This window comes from Janthinobacterium sp. 13 (assembly GCF_002749695.1).
GTDB classification, from domain to species: domain Bacteria; phylum Pseudomonadota; class Gammaproteobacteria; order Burkholderiales; family Burkholderiaceae_D; genus Janthinobacterium; species Janthinobacterium kumbetense.
The window spans coordinates 4720522-4744148 of sequence record NZ_PEEQ01000001.1; the positions used below are offsets into that span (position 1 = coordinate 4720522).

The following is a 23627-nucleotide window of genomic DNA, read 5'->3' on the forward strand; positions in this document are numbered from 1 at the left end:
GAGGTGTGCATGGCCTATGAACTGTACTACTGGCCCACGATACAGGGACGCGGAGAATTCATTCGCCTGGCGCTGGAAGAGGCGGGCGCCGAGTACCGCGACATCGCCCGCTTGCCCGAACACAAGGGGCAGGGCGTGCCCACCATGCTGGCCTGCCTCGATGGCGACAGCACGCCACAGGCCGCCTACGCGCCGCCCGTGCTGCGCGACGGCGACTTGCTGATCGGCCAGACGAGCAATATCCTGCTGTACCTGGGCCGGCGCCTGGGCCTGGCGCCGCGCGCGCAAAGCGGCCGTTTGTGGCTGAACCAGCTGCAACTGACGATGGCCGACTGGCTGACGGAAGTGCACGACACGCACCATCCGCTGTCGATGAATCAATATTACGAAGAGCAACAGCAGGCGGCCATGCTGCGCAGTGCGGATTTCCGCGCAACACGCTTGCCGAAATTCCTATCCTACTTCACGCAAGTGTTGCTGAGCCGCCGCGGCCCGTATCTGCTGGGTACAAAGCTCACGTATGGCGACCTGTCGCTGTTTCAGATGCTGGCTGGTTTGCACTATGCGTTTCCGCAAGCCATGGCGCGCCTGGCGCCCGAATATCCTGCCTTGTCTGACCTGCATGACGCCGTGGCGGCGCGGCCGAATATTGCCCGTTACCTGAAGTCGAAGCGCAGGATTCCGTTCAATGAAGAAGGCATCTTCCGCCATTACTCTGAACTGGACGGGTAAACAAAAACAGCCGGCGCATTGGCCGGCTGTCGTATCCTTGCTGTTTATTGCGCGCTGGTAACGGGGTAGCCCGCCTCCACGATGGCCGCGCTGATGGCGCCCAGTTCGGCCGGTGACTCCACCGTGACGCGCTTGCTGGCCAGGTCGATCTGCACCTGGGCTTGCGGATCGACGCCTTGCACCGCTTTCGTGACCGAGCCGACGCAATGGCCGCAGCTCATGTTTTCAACTTGTAACTGATACATGGCAAGCACTCCTTGAATGATTAAGTGCTGCCACTGTAATCCTTGCCCCGGTGGGAAGGTCAAGCGGAAGCGTGATCAATGACTTCAGTGCAGCAGAAAATCGATGGCTTGCATGGGCGGAGGCACATTGTCATCCTGCAAGGATTCGCGCAGGCTGATTTCAATGCTGCGGCACATGGCCGACAGCGGCAGGTCGTTGGCATCTTCGCCGAACGGTTCCTCGATCTCGTCGCCCAGGGCATCGAGGCCAAAGAAGGTGTAGGCGACGATGGCGACGACGAACGGCGTCATGAAACCGAGCGAATCGACGAGGCCGAAGGGCAGCAGGAAACAGTACAGGTAGGCCGTGCGGTGCAGCAGCAGCGAGTAGGAGAAGGGAATCGGCGTGCTGCGGATGCGTTCGCACGAAGCGCCCGCGCCCACCATGGCCGAGACCGTGTTGTCGATCTGCGTGGCAAGGATGCTGTCGATGCGGCCTTGCCGGACGCAATCGGCCAGGTCGTGACCCATCTGCAGCATCAGGTAGTCGGACGGGTTCGTGGCCCTGCAGGCCGCTTCCCATTCGGCCGGGCGCAGCAGCGGCTGTAAGTCGGCCGGTCCGCGCGTGTCGCGCAGCTGGTGGCGCAGCGCGTGGCAAAAGGCGATGGTGCGGTAAATCATGCGCACGCGCACGTCCTCCAGGCCCAGCTTGGCGTGGGCCGGGATGTCGCCGCGTATCATGGTCTGGCACTGGCGCGAGAAATTTCGGCTGCGCAAGACCAGTTCGCCCCACAGCTTGCGCGCTTCCCAGTAGCGGTCGTAGGCGGCCGTGTTACGAAAGCCCAGGAAGATGGCCAGCGGCAAGCCGATCAGGGTAAACGGGATGGTGGTAAGGATGACCTTGTGGTCGAACAAGGTGCCGTGGCACCACGTGACGAGGGTGGCGATCAGGGTATTGACGATGAGCGTGGTGCGGATGCGCGGCAGGACGGAGCCGCGCACCACCAGGAACAGCCGCAGCGCCGAAGGACGCTCGCGCACGATCATGATGGGCTCCCTGTCGGGTGCTGGGCTGGCGGTGAAAGCCGTGCCCTGTTCTTGTTATTGAAAAACCATTGTGTGGAATGGCAGAGTGGCAAATGCCGGGAACAAAAAGCCCGCAGTGTGTGCGGGCTGAGCTGGGTGTGCATGGGACGCAGTGTAGGGGAGACGGCATGAGTATAGGCCGCCGTCCCGCTTCCCGCCAATTCACAGTGATAATGGATATTATTCATTTCATGAATGAATATTTCATTTGTAAGTTAATGTGTGAATCTCAGTTGCCTGCATCCCGCCCTTGCCGCAGCTTCTTGCGGTGTTCCTCTTGCTGTCGTTTCAATGCGGCACTGGCTGCATAGTCGTTGCGGAACCACTTCGGGTTCTTGCTGCGGCTTGGCCATGTGCAATCGGCCAGGTTGGCGATATCGGCGCAGTCGCAGGCACAGTCGCCGCAATCGGGGACCTGGAGATCGCAATACCCTGCCTGCGCCCGATGGCGCGCACTGCGGCCCCTGGCGTGCTGGGGCTGCGCCTGGTGCAGGCGGTGGTGTGCGCTGCAGCTGTGCAAGCGGCGCCGCAGCAGGGACAGTCCCGGCCGCAAGCCATGGCGGGCGATGACCCTGTGGCCATACGCGGAACAGCTGTCGCGTCCCGTGAGCACGCGGTAGGCGCAGGAAAACCCTTTATGGGGCGACAGATAGCGCTGGTAGGCACCGATCGCCCACAGGGCCAGCTGCGTGCCGCAGGTGTCGAATGAGAAAATGCGCTCTCCTTGGCCAGTCGCGTTTATTGGATGGGATAGTGGTGCGAGCATACGACAGGTCTGCAAAAAAGAATAGCGCCAGCGCACTACATCCCCATGCTTTTCCAGTCATGCCAGGCAAACGCCACCAGCCACGCCAGCAAGATCGCCAGACCCGGCAGCAACAGCCATTTTGCCGCCGTCTCTTCCCACGCCACAAAAGGTCGTCCACCTCGGGCGATGGCCAGCAGCGCCTGTCCCCCGTTCAAGCCGGCAAACGGCAGCAGGTTGAAGGCGCACAGTTTCAACGAGAACAGGGCGAACACCAGCGCAAAGCCGTGCGTGCGAGCAAAGGTTTCCCCTTCACCCAGCAATTCCTGCGCCGTTGACAACGGCGCCAGCGCGCCATGGACGATTTGTCCGAAGGCCGCGACAAAGCGCTCCCAGCCTTGTGGCCCCATGAGCCAGAGCGCCACGGCCAGCAGCACCGCCACGCCGCTCAGGGGCAGCAGCACCTGTTTCCACAGCGGCTGGAAGTTGTAGGCATCGCGGCAGGGATCGTCGTCGTACAGCGTTTCCTCGCGCGTATCTTTCAGCACCACGTTGCCGGCCAGGGGCAGCAGCTTGATGTGGACTTTTCCCCAGGCCAGCAGGGTCGGTCCCACGCCATAACTGATTTGGCGCACGCTGATGCCCAAGGCATGGGCGCACAGGGCCATGATGGAAATGTGGAGGAACATGAAAAGGATGAAGCAGAGCAGCAACTGCAGGGCGGGATGCATCGGGTGAGGTGTCCTGGTGGAATGGAGCGGTATTAGAACATGTCGCAGGGAAAAGTCGCGCACATGAAAAAAGCCCCGCCTGCATCGCTGCAGCCGGGGCTTTCGAATGACCGGGCAGCTTGCGCCGCCCGCTGGAACTTATAGCACTTCGCTGGCGTGGTCGGCCAGGCGCGAACGCTCGCCGCGCGCCAGGGTGACGTGGCCGCTGTGGGTCCAGCCCTTGAAGCGGTCGACCACGTAGGTCAGGCCGCTCGAGCCTTCCGTCAGGTACGGCGTGTCGATCTGGGCGATGTTGCCCAGGCACAGGATCTTCGTACCGGGACCGGCGCGCGTGACCAAGGTCTTGACTTGTTTCGGCGTCAAGTTTTGCGCTTCATCAATGATGAGGAACTTGTTGACGAAGGTGCGGCCGCGCATGAAGTTGAGCGACTTGATCTTGATGCGCGAGCGGATCAGGTCTTGCGTTGCCGCACGGCCCCATTCGCCGCCATCGGAGTCGGACTTGTTCAGCACTTCCAGGTTGTCGTCGAAGGCGCCCATCCATGGCGACATCTTTTCCTCTTCCGTGCCTGGCAGGAAACCGATGTCTTCGCCCACCGGCACCGTCACGCGGGTCACGATGATTTCATTGTAGAGCTTGGTTTCCAGCACTTGCGCCAGACCGGCGGCCAGGGCCAGCAGGGTCTTGCCGGTGCCGGCCTGGCCCAGCAGAGTGACGAAGTCGCACTCTGGATTCATCAGCAAGTTCAGCGCGAAATTCTGCTCGCGGTTGCGCGCCGTCACGCCCCATACATTGTTCTTCGTGTGGCTGAAGTCGCGCAGGGTTTGCAGCACGGCCGTCTTGCCGTTGATCTGTTTCACCTGGCCATAGAACGGCGTTTCGCCGTTTTTCGGTTCCAGGTAGATGAACTGGTTGACCAGCAACGATGGAATGAACGGGCCCGTCACGCGGTAGAAGGTGGAGCTGTAGCCGTTCTTGCTTTCCTGCCACGATTCCATGTCCTTGCCGTGCTTGTTCCAGAAGTCGTCCGGCAATTGCACGATGCCCGAGTACAGCAAGTCCGTGTCTTCCAGCACATGGTCGTTGAAGTAATCTTCGGCTGGCAAGCCCAGGGCGCGCGCCTTGATGCGCATGTTGATGTCCTTCGACACCAGCACGACGGGGCGGCCATCCTGTTCCGACTCGAGCGAGCGCACGACGGCCAGGATCTGGTTGTCGGCCTTGCCTACTGGCAAGCCAGCCGGCAAGTCGGCGCTTTGCAGGCGCGTCTGGAAGAACAGACGGCCCTTGGCATCCTTGTTGCCCAGCTTGGACAGCAGGATGCCGTGCTCGATGGCGTCGTCATCCGTGTTGCTGATCAGGGCGTCCAGGGTGCGGGAGACCTGGCGCGCATTGCGCGCCACTTCCGTCATGCCCTTTTTATGGTTGTCCAGCTCTTCCAGGGTCATCATCGGCAGGTACACATCGTGTTCCTCGAAGCGGAACAGCGACGATGGATCGTGCATCAGCACGTTCGTGTCGAGCACGAACAGCTTGCTGATGCCGCGCTGGTCGGCGGCGCGGCTGGCGGACGACTTGAGCTGGACTTCGACCGCCTTGTGCTTGGCCGGATGTGGCTGCTCGACTTGCTTGACGGATTTCAGCGGCGTGACCTTGCCCTTGGCTGCCGGCTTGGTTTTCGCGGCAGGAGCAGGGGCTGCGGCCACTGGCGCCGGTGCGGGCGCCTGTACCGGCTTGGCGACCATCAGGGCCGCCACTTGCTTGATCTTCGTGGCCGCATTGCGGACCGGCTTGGCAACTTCGGCGATCGCCGCTTCAATGATCGGTGCAGCCACTTTCTTGGCTGCCGGGGTTTTGGTGGCCGGGCGCGCTGCGCCTGCGGTTGGGTAATCTTGGGTGGCCAGGATGGTGGCTGGCTTGCTCGGTAATTTTGGCAGTGGCATCAGGATCTCAATCAAAAAATTTCTGGAATGAATCGCCCATGGGCAGCCAGCTTCTGGCGGCACTTCTCATGGGGTGGATGCGGGGGGAACAACAATGCTACAGGACGAGTAACTGCCGGAAGGCCGGCAGCATGGCCGGTCATGGACGCCATCGGCGGGCTGCAGGCCCGCCTGGCGGAGTGGATGGAGGCGCTTCGTTGACTCAAAATGGCGATAGGTACCGTGAACTGAACTGCGGTTGAACTAAGCTCGCTGGAAGCCGGCAACGCGCATTGGATCAAAATGGACGATCAATTCAGATGCGCTACGAATTCCAGCACTTCTTCCACGTGAGTTGCGACCTTCACGCCTCTCCATTCTTTCACCAATCGGCCCTGGGCGTCAATCACAAACGTACTGCGCTCGACGCCACGGACCGTCTTGCCGTACATCTGTTTCATCTTCATGACGTTAAACAGCAGGCAAACGGCTTCGTCCGGGTCGGAAATGAGCTCGAATGGCAGCTCCAGCTTGGCTTTGAAGCTTTCGTGCGAACGCAGGGAATCGCGGCTGACGCCGTAGATTTCCACGCCGGCGGCGACGAATTGCGAATACGCATCGCGAAAGGCGATGTTTTCCGTGGTGCAACCAGGGGTGTTGTCCTTCGGATAGAAAAACAGCACCGTGGCCTTGGCCGGGCGGCCCAGCAACTGAAAGGTCTTGCCGCTGGTCATCGCGGCGCTAAAGTCGGGTATGCTAACGAGGGATTGGCTATCAGCCACAGGTTCTCTCCTGAACGGTGATCATCAGCGCTGTTTTTAATCTGGCAACGCATCCAGGTGCAACAATACAGCATTCAGGCCGCTTTGCCCTGCACAATCAGGCGTCCCGAACGGCCTGGCAACTCATCCCAGGTGACGGGACAAACGGGCAAGTCCGTATTTTTTATCTTTTCATAATAATCGCCCATCGCTGCAAACTGGTAGCCCTGGGCTTTCCAGCCAGCCAGCAGTTGTTCGAAAATGGGGGCGAGTTTCTGTCCTTCAAGTTCCGCATGCAAGGTATATACGTGATCGCGAGGATTGTCGGCCGTCAATGACAGGATATGCGCGGCAACATTGCCGGTCGTGATCAGTTTGCCGTCGATTTCGCAGCCCAGCAATTCATCCAGGGTGGGCAGGGTGGTGGGCAATTGCACGCATTGCAGGATCGTGTTGCCGTTGCGCACGCGGTGCGGGCCATTGCTTGGATGCACCATGGCGCCGCGCGCGTCGAGCATGGCGCGGCCATCGGAGGCATAGCGGTAGCCGGCCGTGTCGTGTTCGACAAAGGCGCTGACATTCATTTGCCAGCCGGCCGCGCCGTGCGTGTGCGGCTTTGTTCCAAACACTTGTTCGTAGCGGTTGGCGGCCTTGCGCATCATGTTGATGGTCCAGGCGGCGTTGCGCTTGGCCACGTTGTCTTGCCACAGGGTGTGATCCCAGGTGTGGATGCCGCACTCGAAACCGGCATCGCGCACGGCGCGCAATTGCGCCGCGCATTGCTTGCCGATATCGGGTCCCGGCAGCAAAGTGCCGTACATCAATGTTTTCAAGCCGTAGTGCTCGACCACCGAGGTGCGCGATACCTTGCTGAAAAAGCCGGGTTTCAAGGCGCGCCGCAGGGCCCAGCCCGTGTGGTCGGGGCCCAGCGAGAACAGAAAGGTGGCCTTGGCCTGGTGCGCGGCCAGCATGCGCACCAGATTGCCCATGCCTTCACGGGTGCCGCGATAGGTATCGACGTCGATTTTCAGGGTCAGGAACGGCTTGCTCAACATTAATCCATCAGTGCTTTGGCTTGGGCTACCTGGCTGCGGTAGGCGTCGAAAATGTTGCGCAGGGAATCGGCCATGGTGGTGGTCGGCGCCCAGCCCAGCTCTTCGCAGGTATTCGTGATTTTCGGCACGCGGTTTTGCACGTCCTGGTAGCCGGCGCCGTAGTAGGCACCCGAGGTCGTTTCCACGATTTTCACGTGTTTCGCGCCTTCGGCGTATTCCGGGTATTCGGCGGCCAGGGTCAGCATCATGCCGGCCAGGTCGCGGATCGAATAGTTATTGGTCGGATTGCCAATGTTGTAGATCTTGCCGCTGGCGATGCCGTTCTTGTTGGCGATGATGCGGATCAGCGCATCGATGCCGTCGTCGATGTAGGTGAACGCGCGTTTCTGCGCGCCGCCATCGACCAGCGAGATGTTCTCGCCGCGCACGATGTGGCCGAAGAATTGCGTCACCACGCGCGAGGAACCTTCTTTTGGCGTGTGGATCGAGTCCAGGCCGGCGCCGATCCAGTTGAACGGACGGAACAGGGTGAAGTTCAAGCCTTCCATGCCGTAGCCCCAGATTACGCGGTCCATCAGCTGCTTGGCGTTCGAATAGATCCAGCGCGGCTTGTTGATCGGGCCGCAGATCAGTTCCGAGTTTTCCGGGTCGAATTCCTCGTCATGGCACATGCCATACACTTCCGAGGTCGACGGGAAGACCAGGTGCTTGCCGTACTTGGCGGCCGAGCGCACGATCGGCAGGTTGGCTTCGAAGTCCAGTTCGAAGACGCGCAGCGGCTGCTTGACGTAGGTTGATGGCGTGGCGATGGCGACCAGGGGCAGGATGACGTCGCATTTCTTGACGTGGTATTCGACCCATTCCTTGTTGATCGTGATGTCGCCTTCGAAGAAGTGCATGCGCGACTTGTAGTTGTCATCTTCCAGCAATTCCGTGATGCGGTCCGTGTTCATGTCCATGCCGTAGACATGCCAGTCGGTGGTTTCCAGGATGCGCTTGGACAGGTGGTGGCCGATGAAGCCGTTGACGCCTAAGATGAGGACTTTTTTCATGTGAGATTCTCTTGAGTTAAATCAGTGTGTGCTGACGCGGGTGGTCAGACTTGCTTGCAATTGTTGAGCCGAAATCGGCTCCCCGGCAGCCCTCAGCGCGGAAATGGCCAGCATGCGGCCGTCTCCGCAGACGCCAAAGATGCAATTATCCACTACCGCCAAGCCCGGTGGCAAACTTCCTGCGGAAAGCTTGCTCAAACGGGCTTTTTCGATAATGTAAATGACATCATTGACTTCGGTGAAGGCGCCGGGATAGGGGGGCGCGACGGCCCGGTGCAGGTTGTAAACCTGCTGCGCGGGTAACTTCCAGTCGATCTTGCCATCTTCGGGCTTGCGGCCGCCAAAGTAGCCGCCCTGGCGCAAATCGTTGAGCTGGCGCGGCGCCGTGCCGTCCAGCAAGGCCGGCAGCACGTTCCACAGGGTTTGTTCCGCCGCCACGGTGACCTTGCCGAAGACTTCGAAGGCCGTGTCGTCGGGCAGGATGGGCACGGCCGTTTGCGCGACGATGGCGCCGGCATCGGGCTTGACCGTCATTTCATGCAGGGTGGCACCCGTTTGCGGGGCGCCATGCAGCACGGCCCAGTTGACGGGCGCGCGGCCGCGGAACGCCGGCAGCAGCGAGCCGTGCATATTGTAGGCGGGCGCGACTTCCAAGATGCTAGCCGGCAACATGTAGCGGTAGTAAAAACTGAACAGCATGTCCGGTGTTGCCGCCTGCACCTGCGCCAGCAACTCGGGCGCGCGGGCGTCCGATGGCGTGATGTACGGAATGCCTTCCGCCTGGCACAGGCTGGCGACGGATTCGAACCACAGGTTTTCCGTGGGGCTGTCTTCGTGCGTGACGACGAGGGCGATGTCGACGCCGCCGGCCAGCAGCACCTTGATGCAGCGCACGCCTACATTGTGGTAGCCGAAGACGACGGCGCGCGGGGCGCCCATCAGCGGCCCACCTGGCGCTTTTCCAGGCGCACGTACGATGGCGCCTCGGCTTCCGCCTGCGTCATGCCGTCCTGCAAGATGGTTTGCACCACGTAGCGGGGACGGGCGCGCACTTGCTGGAAGATGCGTCCCACGTATTCGCCCACCAGGCCGATGCCGAACAGGATCACGCCCATGAAGAAGAAGGCGATGGCGAACAGGGTGAACACGCCTTCGGCTTCCGCGCCCAGCAGGAAGCGGCGTACCAGCAGGAAGACCACCAGCAATGCCGAGCCCAGCGACAGCGCCATGCCCAGCATGGAAAAGATTTGCAGGGGAATCAGCGAAAAGCCCGTGACCAGGTCGAAATTGAGGCGGATCAGGCTGTACAGCGAGTATTTCGATTCGCCGGCCGCCCGTTCCTCGTGTTCGACGATGATTTCCGTGGGCTTGCGGGCAAAGGTGTAGGCCAGTGCCGGCACGAAGGTATTGACTTCGGCGCATTGGTTGACGAGGTCGATCACGTTGCGGCCATACGCGCGCAGCATGTTGCCCTGGTCGGTGATCTTGATATTCGTGATTTTTTCGCGCAGGCGGTTCATCATCTTCGAGGCCAGCGTGCGCCAGGCGGAATCTTGCCGCTTGCGCCGGATCGAGCCCACGTAATCGTAGCCTTCGCGCATCTTCGCCACCAGGTTGCCGATTTCCTCGGGCGGATTCTGCAGGTCGGCGTCGAGCGTGATCATGATCTGTCCGCGCGATGCCTCGAAGCCGGCCAGGATGGCCATGTGCTGGCCATAATTGCCGTTGAACAAGATTACGCGCGTGACGTCCGGGCGCTGGCGGAACTGTTCCGCCAGGAGGGGTACCGAATTGTCGCGGCTGCCATCGTTGATGAAGATGATCTCGTAGCTCGTCTGGAGGGCGTCGAGGGCCGGATACAGGCGGGCGAACAGGCTGGCCAGGCCATCTTGCTCGTTGTAGATCGGAATGATAATGGACAGTTCAGGTTTCATCGGCGCGCTGCTCATTTGATGAGAATGGATTTGACGGTGGCGACGGCGCGTTCCACGTCCTGTGTCGTCATGGCGTAGAACATCGGCAAGGTCACGGTCAGGCGGCCGATCTTTTCCGAGACGGGGAACATGCCCTCGGTAAAGCCGCGTTCGCGATACATGGTAAACAGGTGGATCGGTGCGTAATGATAGCCCGTTCCCACGTTTTGCTGCGCCATTTGCTGCATGAAGGCGGCGCGCGTGCCGGGGCCATTGTCGGGCAGGATGATCTGGAACAAATGCCAGTTGCTGTTTTCAAAGTCCTGCACGGGCAGCTGGGCGCCGCTCAGCGCTTCGAAATCGCTGCCGAATTGCGCGAAATAGTGGCGTGCCAGTGCGCGGCGGTGGGCCGTGATGGCCTCGATATTGGCGAACTGGCCCAGGCCGATGGCGGCCATGATGTCGCTCATGTTGTACTTGCCGCCCAGCACATCGACGTCGATGCCGTCGACGCCGCTGCGCGTCACGCCCTGCAGCCGGTATTTCTCGGCCAGCTTGGCTTCTTCCAGGTTGTTGAGGACGAGGCAGCCGCCTTCGCCCGTGGTGATGTTCTTGTTGGCCTGGAAGCTGAACGAGACGAAGTCGCCAAACGCGCCGATGCGCTTGCCCTTCCACGTGGAACCGAACGCTTGCGCCGCGTCTTCCACGACCCGTAAATTGTACTTTTCAGCAATTGCGTACAGGCGGTCCATGTCGACGGGCAAGCCGGACAGGTAGACGGGGATGATGGCCTTGGTACGCGGGGTGATGGCCGCTTCCAGTTTGTCGAGGTCGATATTCCGCGTGACGGGATCGATGTCGGCGAACACTGGCGTGGCGCCCACTTCGATGATGACGTTGGCCGTCGCGACCCACGACACGGGCGTGGTGATGACTTCGTCGCCGGGGCCTATGCCAGCGATGCGCAGCGCGATTTCCATGGTGCACGTGCCCGAATTGAAGGTGCGCACGGGGCGCCCGCCGAAATACTCGGACAGCTGGGCTTCGAAAGCCTGCACTTTCGGGCCGCTGGTGATCCAGCCCGAGCGCAGCACTTCGCCGACGGCGGCGATGGTCGCTTCATCGATGGTGGGTTTGGAAAAGGGCAAAAAGGGCAGGGTAGAGGTCATGGGGCGCAGTTCTTGGATCTGTATTGTGTCAGGGTATCGGTATCGCCGAGGCTGCCAGTGCCGTCAAAAGGCGCCGGCAGGCATGGCTATTTTATATCGTCAGTATGGCGGCGCAGCCTTTCAGCGGTGAAAAATCCTGCTGATGCAGGGGCGGGGCAAGCTGGCCGGGGGCGCGATCCGTGCAGCCTCGCGCCCCAGTTAAATATTTACTTGTTGGCAACGACCATGCGGCGTGCATCTTCGGCAATCACACGCATGGGCACGCCACGCCCCTGCAATTCCTTGTAGCGGTACAGGCTGATAATCGCCATGTCGTGCACGCCGGCATTGGCATCGTTCGTCCATTGCGTGATGAAAGGCTCGATGTTCGGGATGGACAGTTCGGGCTGCTGTTTCAGGCCAAACGTAAACTCATCCCAGTAATCGACGAGGATCACGGGCCGCTGCAGGTAATACGTCAGCGATTGTTCGTAGATGCCGACCGAATAGAGCTTGGTATCGGCTGTCAGTTCGGCCTGGATCTGCGGCAGCATGTCGGTGCCTGCGCGGTTCTGGCCATACAGCTCGGAGCCGGCCAGGATGCAGTGCGTGGCCAGGAAGCCGGCGCCGGCGATGGTCAGCACCGTCATGTCGCGGCGCAACTGGCGCGCATGCAGCAAGGCCAGGGCGCCGCCGGCCAGGGCGAAGAAGCCGGCCGCCATCAGCCATGGCTGGTAACCCTTCAGCGCGACCAGGGCTTCCGCGTCGCGTGCGCTGGCCTTGCTGAAGGCGATCGGTCCGCCGATCAGGATGGCAGCGCCCAGCACGCACAGCAGGCCGGCGGCGAACAGGCGCTGGCGGCGCGAGGCCGATTCCAGGTACAGCGCCACCAGCAGGGCCAGCGCCGGGAAGATGGGCACGATATAGCCAGGCAGCTTCGAGGTCGAATAGCTGAAGAAGAAGAAAATGAAGACGGCCCAGACGAGCAGCATCAAGCGGGGCTGGAAGGCGCCTTCCTGGCGCTTGAAGGCGGCGGCCAGGCTTTGCGGCAGCACGCCTATCCATGGCAGGATGCCGGGAATGAGCAGCACCAGGAAGTAATACCAGGCGCCTTCGCGCTTGTGGCCCTTCATCAGGAAGCGCTGGAAATGCTCGTGGATGAAGAAGAAATGCGGCTGTTCCGGATTGCGCAGGGCGACCAGCACGAACCACGGCGTGGCGATGGCAAAGAACAGCAGCAAGCCCTTGACCAGGTGCAGCCGCGTCCAGATGCGCCAGTCGCGCGCGCACAGCGAATACAGCACCAGCACGGCGCCCGGCAGCACGATGCCGATCAAGCCCTTGGCCAGCACGGCCAGCGCCATGGCTGCCCAGCAGGCCAGCATCCAGTTGCGGCGCTCGAACTCCGTGGCGTCGTCGCGCTGGGCGATCAGCAGGCTGCCCAGGGTGAGGGTCATCATGCCAGACAGGCCCATGTCCAGCGAATTGATCTGGCCGGAAGCGAGCCAGAACAGGCTCGATGCCAGCACCAGGCCCGCATACAGGCCCACGCGCGGGCCGAACACTTTCTTGCCCGCGTAAGCCGTCATGCATACGCCGATGATGCCGCACAGGCCAGTCCACAGGCGCGCCTGCCATTCGCCCAGGCCGAAGGCGGCGAAGGTCAGCGCATTCATCCAGGTTTGCAGCGGCGGCTTTTCAAAGTACTTGATGCCGTTCAGGCGCGTGGTGATCCAGTCGCCCGTGACGAACATTTCGCGCGCCATCTCGGCGTAGCGGCCCTCGTCGGGCGGTACCAGGGTGCGCACGCCCAGCGCATACAGGGTGACGACGATGAAGATGCCCAGCAGGGACCACATCAGCACCCGCGACGAGTGCAGTTCGTTGACATTGATTTTCATGCGGGCGTGCCTGCGGCCGGGGCCAGGATCAGGGCCAGCGTGACCTTGCGGCCTTCGCCCATGAGGATATTGTAGGTGCGGCAGGCAGCCTGGCTATCCATGCATTCGACGCCGATGCGGCGCATGGTCAGCGCGGCCGTCAGCTTTGGATGCACGAAACGCTGGCGCTCGCCCGTGCCGAGGATGACCACGTCGGGCGCATCGGCCAGGATTTGCGCGAAATGCGCCTCGTTCAATTGCTCGAAACTGTCCACTTCCCACGCCCGCGGTGGCATTTCCGGCATGACGATCAGGCTGTAGTTGTAGGGCTGGGCATTGATCTCCACGCCGTTTTCGTCATAGCCGGTGACAGTCTGGTATTGTTGGGTGCTGCTGGCATGGAGTTTCATGGCGATATCGGGGGCTGGTCGTGTCGGTTGATCGGTGCGCGCGCGGCCAAACTGCGTGCCGCGGCCAAGGGCGTAAGCATGCCATAAATGACAGAAAAGAGCGACTGAAAAGCAAGATCCTTTCCAAATTGCAATCTTCGGCGCCACAGAGGGACTGCCTGCTTGCGCCATGGTAATGCTGCCAGATTAAGGGAAGATGAAGATGGCGCGTGCCGGATTGCCGTCCGGAGGCGCCGGCGTGGCAGAATCGGCGTCAAATGCTGGGGTTGGCCATGTTTAATTTGATAAAATGGCCTGTTTTCGGCGAGAATGGTTGTTTTCGCCTTGCAGTCTTTCGCATCGCAGTTTCACGGGTTCATAGTTCTGGCGCGGCTATCATGCTGCAAGTTCTGCTTACCGCGCCGCATCACGACAGGGATTTATTTTGCGACCGATTCAGAAATCGAATAAATTGGCGGATGTCTGCTATGACATCCGCGGCCCGGTCCTGGAAAAATCCAGGCAAATGGAAGAAGAAGGCCACAAGATCACCAAGCTCAATATCGGCAACCTGGCCGTATTCGGCTTCGATCCGCCGGACGAGATCGTGCGCGACATGATGCTCAACCTGCAAAATGCCGCCGGCTATACGGATTCGAAGGGCATGTTCGCGCCGCGCAAGGCCGTCATGCACTATACGCAGGGCAAGAATATCGCCGGCGTGACCATCGATGACATTTATTTAGGCAATGGCGCTTCCGAACTGATCGTCATGTCGATGAACGCCCTGCTCAACAGCGGCGACGAAGTGCTGGTGCCGGCGCCCGATTACCCGCTGTGGACGGCCGCCGTCAGCCTGTCGGGCGGCAATCCCGTGCATTATGTGTGCGACGAGCAGAACGAGTGGTATCCCGACATCGAGGACATGCGCCGCAAGATCACGCCGCACACCAAGGCTATCGTCGTCATCAACCCGAACAATCCCACGGGCGCGCTGTATCCGGTGGAAGTGCTGCTGCAGATCGTCGAACTGGCGCGCCAGCACCAATTGATCATTTTCGCCGACGAGATCTACGACAAGGTGCTGTACGACGAAGCCGAGCACGTGTCGATCGCCTCGCTGGCCGACGACGTGCTGTTCATCACCATGAACGGCTTGTCGAAGAATTACCGCTCCTGCGGCTACCGTTCCGGCTGGATGGTGGTCTCGGGCGAAAAGCGCCACGCAAAAGATTACATCGAGGGCCTCAACATGCTGGCCTCGATGCGGCTATGCGCCAACGCGCCGGGGCAGTTTGCCATCCAGACGGCGCTTGGCGGCTACCAGAGCATACAAGACCTGGTGGGGCCCGGCGGGCGCCTGTTGAAACAGCGCGACCTGGCGCACAAGCTGCTGACCGATATTCCGGGCGTCACCTGTGTCAAGCCAAAGGCCGCGCTGTACATGTTCCCGCGCCTGGACCCGGAGATCTACCCGATCGCCGACGACCAGCAGTTTGCCTATGAATTACTGGCCGAAGCGAAGGTCCTGATCGTGCAGGGCACGGGCTTCAACTGGATCGCGCCCGACCATTTCCGCGTCGTCTTCCTGCCCAACTCCGATGACCTGACCGAGGCCATGGGCCGCATTGCGCGCTTCCTCGAAGGTTACCGCAAGCGCCATAGCCGGGGCTGAGCCAGACAGTAGCAATACCGATCAACCTGGCGCCGCCCAAGGGGGCGCCACTTATGAGCAGTCAAGCACACTATGAAATCCATCAAGATCGGCCTGCTGGGCCTGGGCAATGTCGGTTACGGCACGTTCAGCGTCCTGAAGCGCAACCAGGAAGAAATCAAGCGCCGCGCGGGCCGCGGCATTGAAGTCGTCGCCGTCGCCGTGCGCGACGTGGCGCGCGCCGAAACGCTCGTCGCCGGCGGCTGCAAGGTCGTCAATGACCCCTACCTGATCGTCAACGATCCCGAGATCGACATCGTCGTCGAACTGATCGGCGGCTACGACCTGTCGAAAACCCTGGTGATGCAGGCCATTGCCAACGGCAAGCACGTGGTCACGGCCAACAAGGCCCTGCTGGCCGTGCACGGCAATGAAATCTTCGCCGCCGCCCAGGACAAGGGCGTGATGGTAGCCTTCGAAGCGGCCGTCGCCGGCGGCATCCCCATCATCAAGGCGTTGCGCGAAGGCTTGACGGCCAACCGCATCGAATGGATCGCCGGCATCATCAACGGCACCACCAATTTCATCCTGTCCGAGATGCGCGACAAGGGCCTCGATTTCGCCACCGTGCTGAAACAGGCGCAGGAACTGGGCTACGCGGAAGCCGACCCCACCTTCGACATCGAAGGCGTCGACGCCGCGCACAAGGCCACCATCATGTCGGCCATCGCCTTCGGCATCCCGGTGCAGTTCGACAAGGCCTACGTGGAAGGCATCAGCAACCTCAATGCCGTCGACATCCGCTACGCCGAGCAGCTGGGCTACCGCATCAAGCTGCTGGGCATCACCAAGCGCGCCACCGTCAATGGCGTGGAAGGCATCGAGCTGCGCGTGCATCCGACCCTGATCCCGGCCAAGCGCCTGATCGCCAACGTGGAAGGCGCCATGAACGCGGTGCTGGTGCATGGCGACGCCGTCGGCGCCAGCCTGTACTCGGGCCGCGGCGCGGGCGCCGAGCCGACCGCGTCGTCGGTGATCGCCGACCTGGTCGACATCACCCGCCTGGCCACGGCCGACCCGGAACACCGCGTGCCGCACCTGGCGTTCCAGCCGAACGCGATGACCGACATCGCCATCTTGCCGATGTCGGAAATCACCACCAGCTACTACCTGCGCATGCACGTGGCCGACCAGCCGGGCGTGCTGGCCGACCTGACGCGCATCCTGGCCGAACGCAGCATCTCGATCGACGCCATGCTGCAGAAAGAGCCGGCCGAGGGCGAAACGCACACGGACATCATCATGCTGACGCACCAGACGCAGGAAAAGAATGTCACGGCCGCCATCGAGAAGATGGAAGCGTTAAATAGCGTGGTGGGCACGGTCACCAAGATTCGCCTGGAAAACCTCAGCTGAGCGTTTTCAAGCGATCCATGCAAAACGGCGCCCGCGGGCGCCGTTTTTTCATCCGATGACTGTCTTAATGCTGCGGTACGTCGGGCGCGCCGACGGGGCCCACATCCATGCCGTCATAGCTGGCCAGCTGGTTTTCCTGCGCGAACTGCATCAGTTCGCCATTGCGCGCGTGCAGGCTGTCGACGCCATGCACTTCGGCCTTTTCCACGTGCAGCACCCACACGGGTGGCGCCGCCGGATCGTCGAGTTCCGGCTGGTACAGTTCCACGGGGCGGTAGCCCTGCAGCGCCAGCACGGTGGCGGCCTGCTCCAGCGGCTCGGAAGTGGGGTTGGTGAAGTAATAGCCCCACAGCAGCGGCTGGGACAGGTCCCAGGGCGCGTTCTCGGCGATGTTGGCGAACAGTTCGCTTACGTCTTCTTTGGTCATCATGGCGGAATCTTTCAGTCAATTTCAGGGCGAGATCTTAACATCGGCGCCCGTGGCGCGCCATGCGCCCATAAAAAAACCGGCTGTGCAGCCGGTTTTTCTTATCCGCCATGAAATCGGCTGGACATTCATTCACGCAAGCGCGAATCAGAACTTGTAGCGCAGGCCGATAGACAGCAGGTCGGCTTTCAGCTTGGCGCCGTCTTCGCTCGCTACCTTGCCGAAGTTTTCGTATTCCGCTACCAGCGACAGTTTTTTGTCGAAGTGGTAAGCAGCGCCGATGCCGAAGATGGCGGAGGTTTTGTTGATCGATTTGTCATCGGCTGGCTTGGTGCGGTTTTGCGCGGCGCCAGCCTTGGCGAACAGCGAGAACTGTTCGTTCAGCGGCAGGGTGCCGGTGGCGGCGACGTAGAATGCGTGGTTTTTCACGTCCAGTTTTTCGCCGTCGATGTCGAAAGTCCGCTTGCCGAAGTCGATGTAACCGGCTTCTGCGCCGAAGTTTTGCGTGAAGTCGTAGCCGGCGTAGGCTTTGTAGCCGGTATCGCTCTTTTTGGACGAACCTGCTTCATCGATGGACAGTTTCATTTCCGAACGACCGACGTTGGCGCCGACGTAGTAGCCTTCAGCCTGGGCGAACAATGGGAATGCCAGGGCGGCGCCTACGACTGCTGCAAACAATTGCTTTTTCATATTGATCCTAGATAATTAATGCGGAGAGACTGTCTCGCCGCTTAATGGGAGCCGAATTGTATAGGGATGAATATGTTTATGTAAGGCAATTATTTAAAAAATATTAGAAATAAGCTACGTGTTGTTTTTGGGCAACACTTCGTGTCGAATGACTATCTGTGCAGGCCATCATGCGGCGCCGCCGAAATGCACGCTGACTTTCAATCCGTGGCCATTTTCCGCCGTCGCCAGTTCCAGGCGTGCGCCGTGCAGGGCGGCGATGTCGCGCACGATGGCCAAACCTAGCCCCGCGCCGCCTGGATTGCTCTCGAGCGCCGTGCCGACGCGGTAGAACGGCGTGAATACGCGTTCGCGCTCGGCCGGCGGGATGCCCTTGCCGCTGTCTTCCACCTCCAGCACGGCGCCGTGTTCGTGGCCGTTCCCCGTTTGCGCCGCGCGCACGCGCAGGATCACGCTGCCGCCCTGCGGCGTGTAGCGCAGGGCGTTGTCGACCAGGTTGGCCACCAGTTCATGCAGCAGCAGGGCCTGGCCATGCACGGGCGCCTCGTCGGGTGCTTCCAGCGACAGGTCGATTTGCCTGCCGACGGCGGCCATGGCCATTTCCAGTCCCACCTGCTGCGCCACGTCGCGCAAGGGGACGGTGTCCATCGCCAGGCTGTCGCCGCCATGCTCGATGCGCGCCAGGGTCAGGAGCCGGTTGGCCAGCAGCACGGTCGAATCGGTGGTGGCGGCGATCGAGCGCACGATGTCGCGCAGGGCGGCGATGTCCGGCGGGGCGCCCGCCTGGCGGTCGCATTCGCGCATGGCCAGTTCGGCCTGGGTTTTCAGCACCGTCAGCGGCGTGCGCAACTGGTGCGAGGCGTCGGCGATGAAGCGGCGCTGGCTGGCGATCAGCTGCTGCAGGCGCGACATGGAGCCGTTCATGGCGCTCACCAGAGGGCGCATTTCCTTGTGCACCAGCGTGGGGTCGACGTCGGACAGGTCGGACAGGGTGCGCGTCTCGACTTCCGTTTTCAAGCGCATCAGCGGGCGCAGCACCAGGCGCACGGCAAACCACACGAGGGCGCCCATCACCAGTATCATCGCCGCCTGCCAGCTCAGGGTGTCGAACAGGATCTGGTTCGACAGGCCGCGCCGCGCGTCCAGCGTTTCGGCCACCTGGATCAGGGCGATGCCGCGCATCGAGTCGTCATACACGGGTTGCAGCAGGGCGGCGATGCGGATCGGCTTGCCGTGGTAGTCGGCGTGGTAGAAGCGCACCAGGGCGGGATAATTCTGCGAGCGGGGCACGTTTTTCGGCACGGGCGGCAAGTCGCCATAGCCCGACACCAGTTCTCCATTGATGCCCGTCACCTTGTAGTAGATGCGGCCCAGGGTGTCGGTTTCGAAGCTGTCGAGCGCCACGTAGGGTACTTCGGCCACCACCTTGCCGCCCACGATGGAGACGCGCTCGGCCAGCGCCCGCGTCGACGCCAGCAAGGAGCGGTCGTAGGCCATGTCGGCCGCGTCGAGCGCGTTGCGGTAGACAAAGACGGCATCGAGCAGCACCAGCATCACCAGGGGGATGAGCAGCCAGCGCAGCAGCTGGCTGCGCAGGCTGCCCAGCGGCCGGCCCTGCGCCCAGCGCCGGCGCAAGCGTTCGAGCATGGGCGGGCGTGGGGGGCGCACGGTCATTTCGGCGCGGCCGGCGCCATGGCGCTGCGCGGCTGCAGCAGGTAGCCGATGCCGCGCAGGGTGGTGATGACGGCGCCGTCGGGCGAGCCGCTTTCCACGCCGCTTTCCAGCTTCTTGCGCACGCGGTGGATGTACAGTTCGATGGCGTCCAGGTTGGCGTCGTCGGCCAGCGCAAAGACTTCGTCGAACAGTTTTTCCTTCGACACGGCGCGTCCCGAGCGCGTGATCAGCGCTTCGAGCACCGCGTGTTCGCGCGGCGTCAGGGGAAACGGGGCGCCGGCATAGCTGAACATGCGCGTGACGGTGTCGAAACTGAGGGCGCCGCAGGTGTGCACGAGGGCTTCATTGCCCTGGCTGCGGCGCAGCAGGGCCTTCACGCGCGCTTCCAGTTCGGCCAGTTCGAACGGCTTGGCCATGTAGTCGTCGGCGCCCAGGTTCAGGCCCTGCACTTTTTCATCCAGGCCGCCGCGCGCAGTGAGTATCATGACGGGAGTCTTGCCGCGCGTGCCGCCGCGCGCGCGCAGGCGGCGCAGCACGTCCAGGCCATCCATCTTCGGCAGGGTCAGGTCGAGCAGCACCAGCGAGTATTCCTGCGTGTGCAGCAGGGCGTCGGCATCGGCGCCGTTGTGGGCGGTCTCCACCGTCAGGTGCGCGTCGCGCAGGGCCTTTGCCAGCCAGTGCGACAGCTCCAGATGGTCTTCCACTAATAATATGCGCATGGTCTCCGCCATTCGTTGAAATGGATGCAGTGTAAGCCTGCCGGCGCCGCGCCGACAGGGGCGGCAATGAATATGTTTGCCCCCTTTGTGGCTGGCTGGCGACACCTGTCAGTCTGAAAGCGAATTGAAAGGATCGCGCTCATATAGTGTGATCCTGATTCATGAAATTGATCAGGCATATCACTAATAACTATATCTAAGGGAGATACTCTACATGAAGAAGACCGCATACTCGCTGGCCGCTCTGGCTGTCCTGGCCGCCGCTGGCAGCGCCCAGGCACAATCGAACGTCACGCTGTACGGCCGCCTGGACGCCGGCGTCAGCACCACCAGCAACGCCGGTCCGAACAAAAGCTCGATGACGCAAGTGAGCTCCGGCGGCATGAACACTTCGCGCTGGGGCATCCTGGGCAGCGAAGACCTGGGCGGCGGCCTGAAAGCTGTCTTCAACCTGGAAGGCGGCATCCTGGTCGACACGGGCGCGGCCGACGGCGCGCTGTTCAAGCGCCAGGCCAATGTGGGCCTGGAAGGCGCGTTTGGCCGCGTCGTGCTGGGCCGTTCGTTCACCACCGTGTATGACTTCGTGCTGCCGTTCGATCCAATGGCCTATGCGCCGTTCTATTCGTGGGCCACTTCGGCCAACGCGACGGGCCCGAGCAAATACGGCATGACGACGGCCTTCGACAACATGGTCAAATACTCGGGCAAGACGGGCGACTTCAGCTACGGCGCATCGTACGGCTTCGGCGAGCAGTCGACGGGCAACTCGGACAGCGCCAAGCTGTCGACGGCCGTCACCTACAAGACCGGTCCTGTCAGCCTGCTGGCCACGTATGAGCAGGTGAACGGCAATGCCATCGCCGGCGGCGCGCGCGACAAGACCACCGTGTACCACCTGGGCGCCATGTATGACGACGGCCCGTGGAAAGTGCAGGCGGCGGCGCGCGACTACAAGCTCGATCCGGCTGCCTCCGGCAAGGCCGACGTGCGCGGCACCCTGTACTGGGGCGGCGTCAGCTACAAGACCACGCCGGTGATCACCCTGACGGGCGTGATCTACTACCAGGACGTGAAAAACGTGGCCGCCAACCTCAATGCCGATCCGATCATGTACGTGGCGCGCGTGCGCTATGCCCTGTCCAAGCGCACCGACCTGTACGTGGCCGGCGCCTACGCCAAGGCCAAGCACAACCAGCTGGTCAGCCTGTCGCGTGACGATGCCGGTTTCGGCGACACGCAGCGCGGCCTGATCGCCGGCATCCAGCACCGCTTCTAAGGCATGACGATGCTGCGCTCCCTGTTCCTGTCCTTGCTGTGCCTGCTGCCTGCCCTCGCGGGGGCGCAGGCGTCGGCGCCGGCCGAGTGCGTGGTGCCGTCCAAGCCGGGCGGCGCCATGGACCTGACCTGCAAGCTGGCGAAAAAAGGCCTGGCGCAGGAGGGCGCGGCAGCCGCCATGGCGCCGATGCGCATCAGTTATCTGCCCGGCGGCATCGGCGCCGTGGCCTGGCACTCGATGGGTTCGCAGCGCCGCCGCGCGGAGCCGAACACCCTGGTGGCCTTTTCGGGCGGTTCGCTGCTGAATCTGGCGCAGGGCAAGTTCGGCAATGCCAAGGCGGGCGACGTGCGCTGGGTGGCGGCGCTGGGCGCCGACTACGGCATGATCGCCGTGCGCAGCGATTCGCCCTACAAGACGCTGGGCGACCTGATCGCGGCATTGCGGCAGCATCCGGACAAGGTGCTGATCGGCGTCTCCGGCACCATCGGCAGCCAGGACTGGCTGAAGATGGCGCTGGTGGCGCGCCACGCCGGCATCGATCCGAAAGTGTTGCGTTTTGTCGCGCTCGAAGGCGGCGGCGAAGTGTTTACGGCGATGCAGGCCGATTATGTGCAGGTGGTTTCGGGCGACACGTCCGAAGCCACCCTGAACGCCAGCGCCAACCACGCGCGCGTGCTGGCCGTGCTGGCGGAGAAGCGCCTGCCCGGCGTGCTGGCCGGCGTGCCGACGGCGCGCGAGCAAGGCGTCGACGTGGTCTGGCCCATCATCCGCGGCGTGTGGATGGGGCCCCAGGTGCCGGAGGCGGACTACCAGCGCTGGGTGGCCACCTTTGACCGCGTCATGGCCACGCCGCAGTTCGCGGAATGGCGCGCGCAGGCCGGCCTGTATCCATTCGCCCTGACGGGGCCGAAGCTGACGGCGTATGTCAGGAAGGCGGTCGACGAGTATGCCAGGCAGGCGAATGAGCTTGGCCTGATGCGCTGAACGACATCCCATTAAATAAAAAACCTATTCATAGACGGAGACAACCCCATGCAAACCAAGACCCTGCTTCAAGCCGCCCTTGCCACCGCGTTTGCCAGCCTGGCCGGCGCCGCTTTCGCCCAGGTACCGGCAGGTTATCCGGCCGACTACCAGAAGATCATCGACGCGGCCAAGAAGGAAGGCAAGGTGGTGATCTACAGCGCCACCGACAGCAAGGCCGCCGCGCCGCTGATCAAGGATTTCAGCGCCCTGTATCCTGGCATCTCGGTCGAATACAACGACATGAATTCCACCGAAGTGTATAACCGCTTCATTTCCGAAGTGGCCGCCGGCGGCAACACGGCCGACGTGATGTGGTCTTCGGCGATGGACTTGCAGATGCGCCTGGCCTCCGATGGCTACGCCCTGAAATACAAGTCGGTCGAAGCGGCCAAGATCCCCGGCTGGGCCATGTGGGACGACCAGGCCTACGGCACCACGTTCGAGCCGGCCGCCATCGTCTATAACAAGCGTTTGCTCGACCCGAAGGAAGTGCCGAAGAACCACGACGACTTCGTCAAGCTGATCGCCACGCCGAAGTTCAAGGACAAGGTCACCACCTACGACATCGAGAAATCGGGCGTGGGCTTCATGTTCATGGCGCAGGATGCGAAGGAATATCCGCAATTCCTGGCGCTGCAAAACGCGTTCGGCACGGCCAAGGTGCGCGTGCAGTCGTCGACGGGCACCATGATGGAGCGTATCTCGTCCGGTGAAAACCTGATCGGCTACAACGTGCTGGGTTCCTACGCGCTGGTGCGCGCCAAGACCGACCCGTCGATCGGCGTGGTGCTGCCCAAGGATTACACCCTGATCCTGTCGCGCGTGCAGTTCATCAACAAGAACGCGAAGAACGTCAACGCCAGCAAGCTGTGGCTCGATTACATCCTGTCGCACCGCGGCCAGACCATCATCGCCAACGGCGCCAAGCTGTTCGCCATCCGCGCCGACGTCACGGGCGAGACCACCTCGGCGGAGCTGATCAAGGAAATCGGTACGGCCAACGTCAAGCCGATTCCCGTGCATCCGATCATCCTGCAATTCCTGGGGCCAGCAAAGCGCATGGCCTTCCTGAAGCAATGGAAAGAAACAGCCGGCAAAAAATAACG

The 23627-nt window shown here is 62.0% G+C and carries 23 protein-coding genes; 6 read left to right on the forward strand and 17 right to left on the reverse strand.

Annotation, left to right across the window (positions count from 1 at the left end):
• The first annotated feature begins 9 nt into the window (after window positions 1-9).
• Entirely contained in the window at window positions 10-732 is a 723-nt protein-coding gene (locus CLU94_RS20730) for a glutathione S-transferase (RefSeq protein ID WP_180278717.1), read from the forward strand.
• 44 nt (window positions 733-776) lie between these two features.
• Here the strand turns inward: CLU94_RS20730 and CLU94_RS20735 are convergent, their stop codons facing one another.
• The 13 genes from CLU94_RS20735 to CLU94_RS20795 form a co-directional block, all read right to left on the reverse strand.
• A complete protein-coding gene (locus tag CLU94_RS20735) occupies window positions 777-977 on the reverse strand; it encodes a heavy-metal-associated domain-containing protein (RefSeq protein ID WP_077407505.1) in 201 nt (66 codons plus the stop codon).
• An 84-nt stretch (window positions 978-1061) separates the two neighbouring features.
• Window positions 1062-2003, reverse strand: a complete 942-nt coding sequence (locus CLU94_RS20740; RefSeq protein WP_099667009.1) for a bestrophin family protein — start codon at window positions 2001-2003, stop codon at window positions 1062-1064.
• Window positions 2004-2271: 268 nt separating this feature from the next.
• Window positions 2272-2808 (reverse strand): membrane protein insertion efficiency factor YidD, encoded by a 537-nt coding sequence (yidD, locus tag CLU94_RS20745; RefSeq protein WP_099667010.1) that lies wholly within the window; start codon window positions 2806-2808, stop codon window positions 2272-2274.
• A 35-nt stretch (window positions 2809-2843) separates the two neighbouring features.
• Window positions 2844-3518, reverse strand: a complete 675-nt coding sequence (locus CLU94_RS20750) for a site-2 protease family protein (protein WP_099667011.1) — start codon at window positions 3516-3518, stop codon at window positions 2844-2846.
• 138 nt (window positions 3519-3656) lie between these two features.
• Window positions 3657-5462, reverse strand: coding sequence for a PhoH family protein (locus CLU94_RS20755; RefSeq protein WP_099667012.1), 1806 nt, complete (start codon window positions 5460-5462; stop codon window positions 3657-3659).
• A 290-nt stretch (window positions 5463-5752) separates the two neighbouring features.
• Complete coding sequence (locus CLU94_RS20760) at window positions 5753-6223, reverse strand: peroxiredoxin (protein WP_257218897.1); 471 nt, start codon at window positions 6221-6223, stop codon at window positions 5753-5755.
• A 74-nt stretch (window positions 6224-6297) separates the two neighbouring features.
• A complete protein-coding gene (locus CLU94_RS20765) occupies window positions 6298-7257 on the reverse strand; it encodes a polysaccharide deacetylase family protein (RefSeq protein ID WP_099667013.1) in 960 nt (319 codons plus the stop codon).
• Window positions 7257-8309 carry a bifunctional UDP-4-keto-pentose/UDP-xylose synthase gene (locus CLU94_RS20770; protein ID WP_070290550.1) on the reverse strand — a complete coding sequence of 351 codons (1053 nt, stop codon included), beginning with the start codon at window positions 8307-8309 and terminating at the stop codon, window positions 7257-7259. The genes CLU94_RS20765 and CLU94_RS20770 overlap by 1 nt, the downstream gene beginning before the upstream one ends.
• Window positions 8310-8330: 21 nt before the next feature.
• Window positions 8331-9248 (reverse strand): formyltransferase, encoded by a 918-nt coding sequence (locus CLU94_RS20775; protein ID WP_099667014.1) that lies wholly within the window; start codon window positions 9246-9248, stop codon window positions 8331-8333.
• Window positions 9248-10243: a glycosyltransferase gene (locus tag CLU94_RS20780; protein WP_099668416.1), complete on the reverse strand. Its 996-nt coding sequence runs from the start codon at window positions 10241-10243 to the stop codon at window positions 9248-9250. Before CLU94_RS20780 ends, CLU94_RS20775 begins: the two co-directional genes overlap by 1 nt.
• 11 nt (window positions 10244-10254) lie before the next feature.
• Window positions 10255-11391, reverse strand: coding sequence for a DegT/DnrJ/EryC1/StrS family aminotransferase (locus tag CLU94_RS20785; RefSeq protein ID WP_099667015.1), 1137 nt, complete (start codon window positions 11389-11391; stop codon window positions 10255-10257).
• A 206-nt stretch (window positions 11392-11597) separates the two neighbouring features.
• Window positions 11598-13271: a glycosyltransferase family 39 protein gene (locus tag CLU94_RS20790; RefSeq protein ID WP_099667016.1), complete on the reverse strand. Its 1674-nt coding sequence runs from the start codon at window positions 13269-13271 to the stop codon at window positions 11598-11600.
• On the reverse strand, window positions 13268-13660 hold the full coding sequence (locus tag CLU94_RS20795; protein WP_099667017.1) for an Mth938-like domain-containing protein: 393 nt from the start codon (window positions 13658-13660) through the stop codon (window positions 13268-13270). The genes CLU94_RS20790 and CLU94_RS20795 overlap by 4 nt, the downstream gene beginning before the upstream one ends.
• A 424-nt stretch (window positions 13661-14084) precedes the next feature.
• Between CLU94_RS20795 and CLU94_RS20800 the strand changes: the two genes are divergently transcribed.
• Together CLU94_RS20800 and CLU94_RS20805 are read left to right on the forward strand one after the other, a co-directional pair.
• On the forward strand, window positions 14085-15314 hold the full coding sequence (locus CLU94_RS20800) for a pyridoxal phosphate-dependent aminotransferase (RefSeq protein WP_099667018.1): 1230 nt from the start codon (window positions 14085-14087) through the stop codon (window positions 15312-15314).
• 72 nt (window positions 15315-15386) lie between these two features.
• Window positions 15387-16709 carry a homoserine dehydrogenase gene (locus CLU94_RS20805; RefSeq protein ID WP_099667019.1) on the forward strand — a complete coding sequence of 441 codons (1323 nt, stop codon included), beginning with the start codon at window positions 15387-15389 and terminating at the stop codon, window positions 16707-16709.
• A 64-nt stretch (window positions 16710-16773) separates the two neighbouring features.
• Here the strand turns inward: CLU94_RS20805 and CLU94_RS20810 are convergent, their stop codons facing one another.
• From CLU94_RS20810 to CLU94_RS20825, 4 genes are all read right to left on the reverse strand, one after another.
• Window positions 16774-17139 (reverse strand): ribonuclease E inhibitor RraB, encoded by a 366-nt coding sequence (locus CLU94_RS20810; protein WP_099667020.1) that lies wholly within the window; start codon window positions 17137-17139, stop codon window positions 16774-16776.
• A 144-nt stretch (window positions 17140-17283) separates the two neighbouring features.
• Window positions 17284-17826, reverse strand: a complete 543-nt coding sequence (locus CLU94_RS20815) for an outer membrane beta-barrel protein (RefSeq protein WP_099667021.1) — start codon at window positions 17824-17826, stop codon at window positions 17284-17286.
• Between the two features lie 168 nt (window positions 17827-17994).
• Window positions 17995-19473 (reverse strand): sensor histidine kinase, encoded by a 1479-nt coding sequence (locus CLU94_RS20820; protein WP_099667022.1) that lies wholly within the window; start codon window positions 19471-19473, stop codon window positions 17995-17997.
• A gap of 23 nt (window positions 19474-19496) precedes the next feature.
• Window positions 19497-20219, reverse strand: a complete 723-nt coding sequence (locus tag CLU94_RS20825) for a response regulator (RefSeq protein ID WP_077409227.1) — start codon at window positions 20217-20219, stop codon at window positions 19497-19499.
• 214 nt (window positions 20220-20433) lie between these two features.
• Here CLU94_RS20825 and CLU94_RS20830 point away from each other — a divergent pair, with 214 nt between their 5' ends.
• Genes CLU94_RS20830 through CLU94_RS20840 form a run of 3 tightly spaced genes read left to right on the forward strand, consistent with a single transcriptional unit; the run spans window position 20434 to window position 23625 of the window.
• Complete coding sequence (locus CLU94_RS20830) at window positions 20434-21495, forward strand: porin (protein WP_099667023.1); 1062 nt, start codon at window positions 20434-20436, stop codon at window positions 21493-21495.
• A gap of 3 nt (window positions 21496-21498) precedes the next feature.
• Entirely contained in the window at window positions 21499-22479 is a 981-nt protein-coding gene (locus CLU94_RS20835; protein WP_180278718.1) for a Bug family tripartite tricarboxylate transporter substrate binding protein, read from the forward strand.
• Window positions 22480-22527: 48 nt separating this feature from the next.
• Window positions 22528-23625 carry an ABC transporter substrate-binding protein gene (locus tag CLU94_RS20840; RefSeq protein ID WP_099667024.1) on the forward strand — a complete coding sequence of 366 codons (1098 nt, stop codon included), beginning with the start codon at window positions 22528-22530 and terminating at the stop codon, window positions 23623-23625.
• Window positions 23626-23627 lie beyond the last annotated feature (2 nt).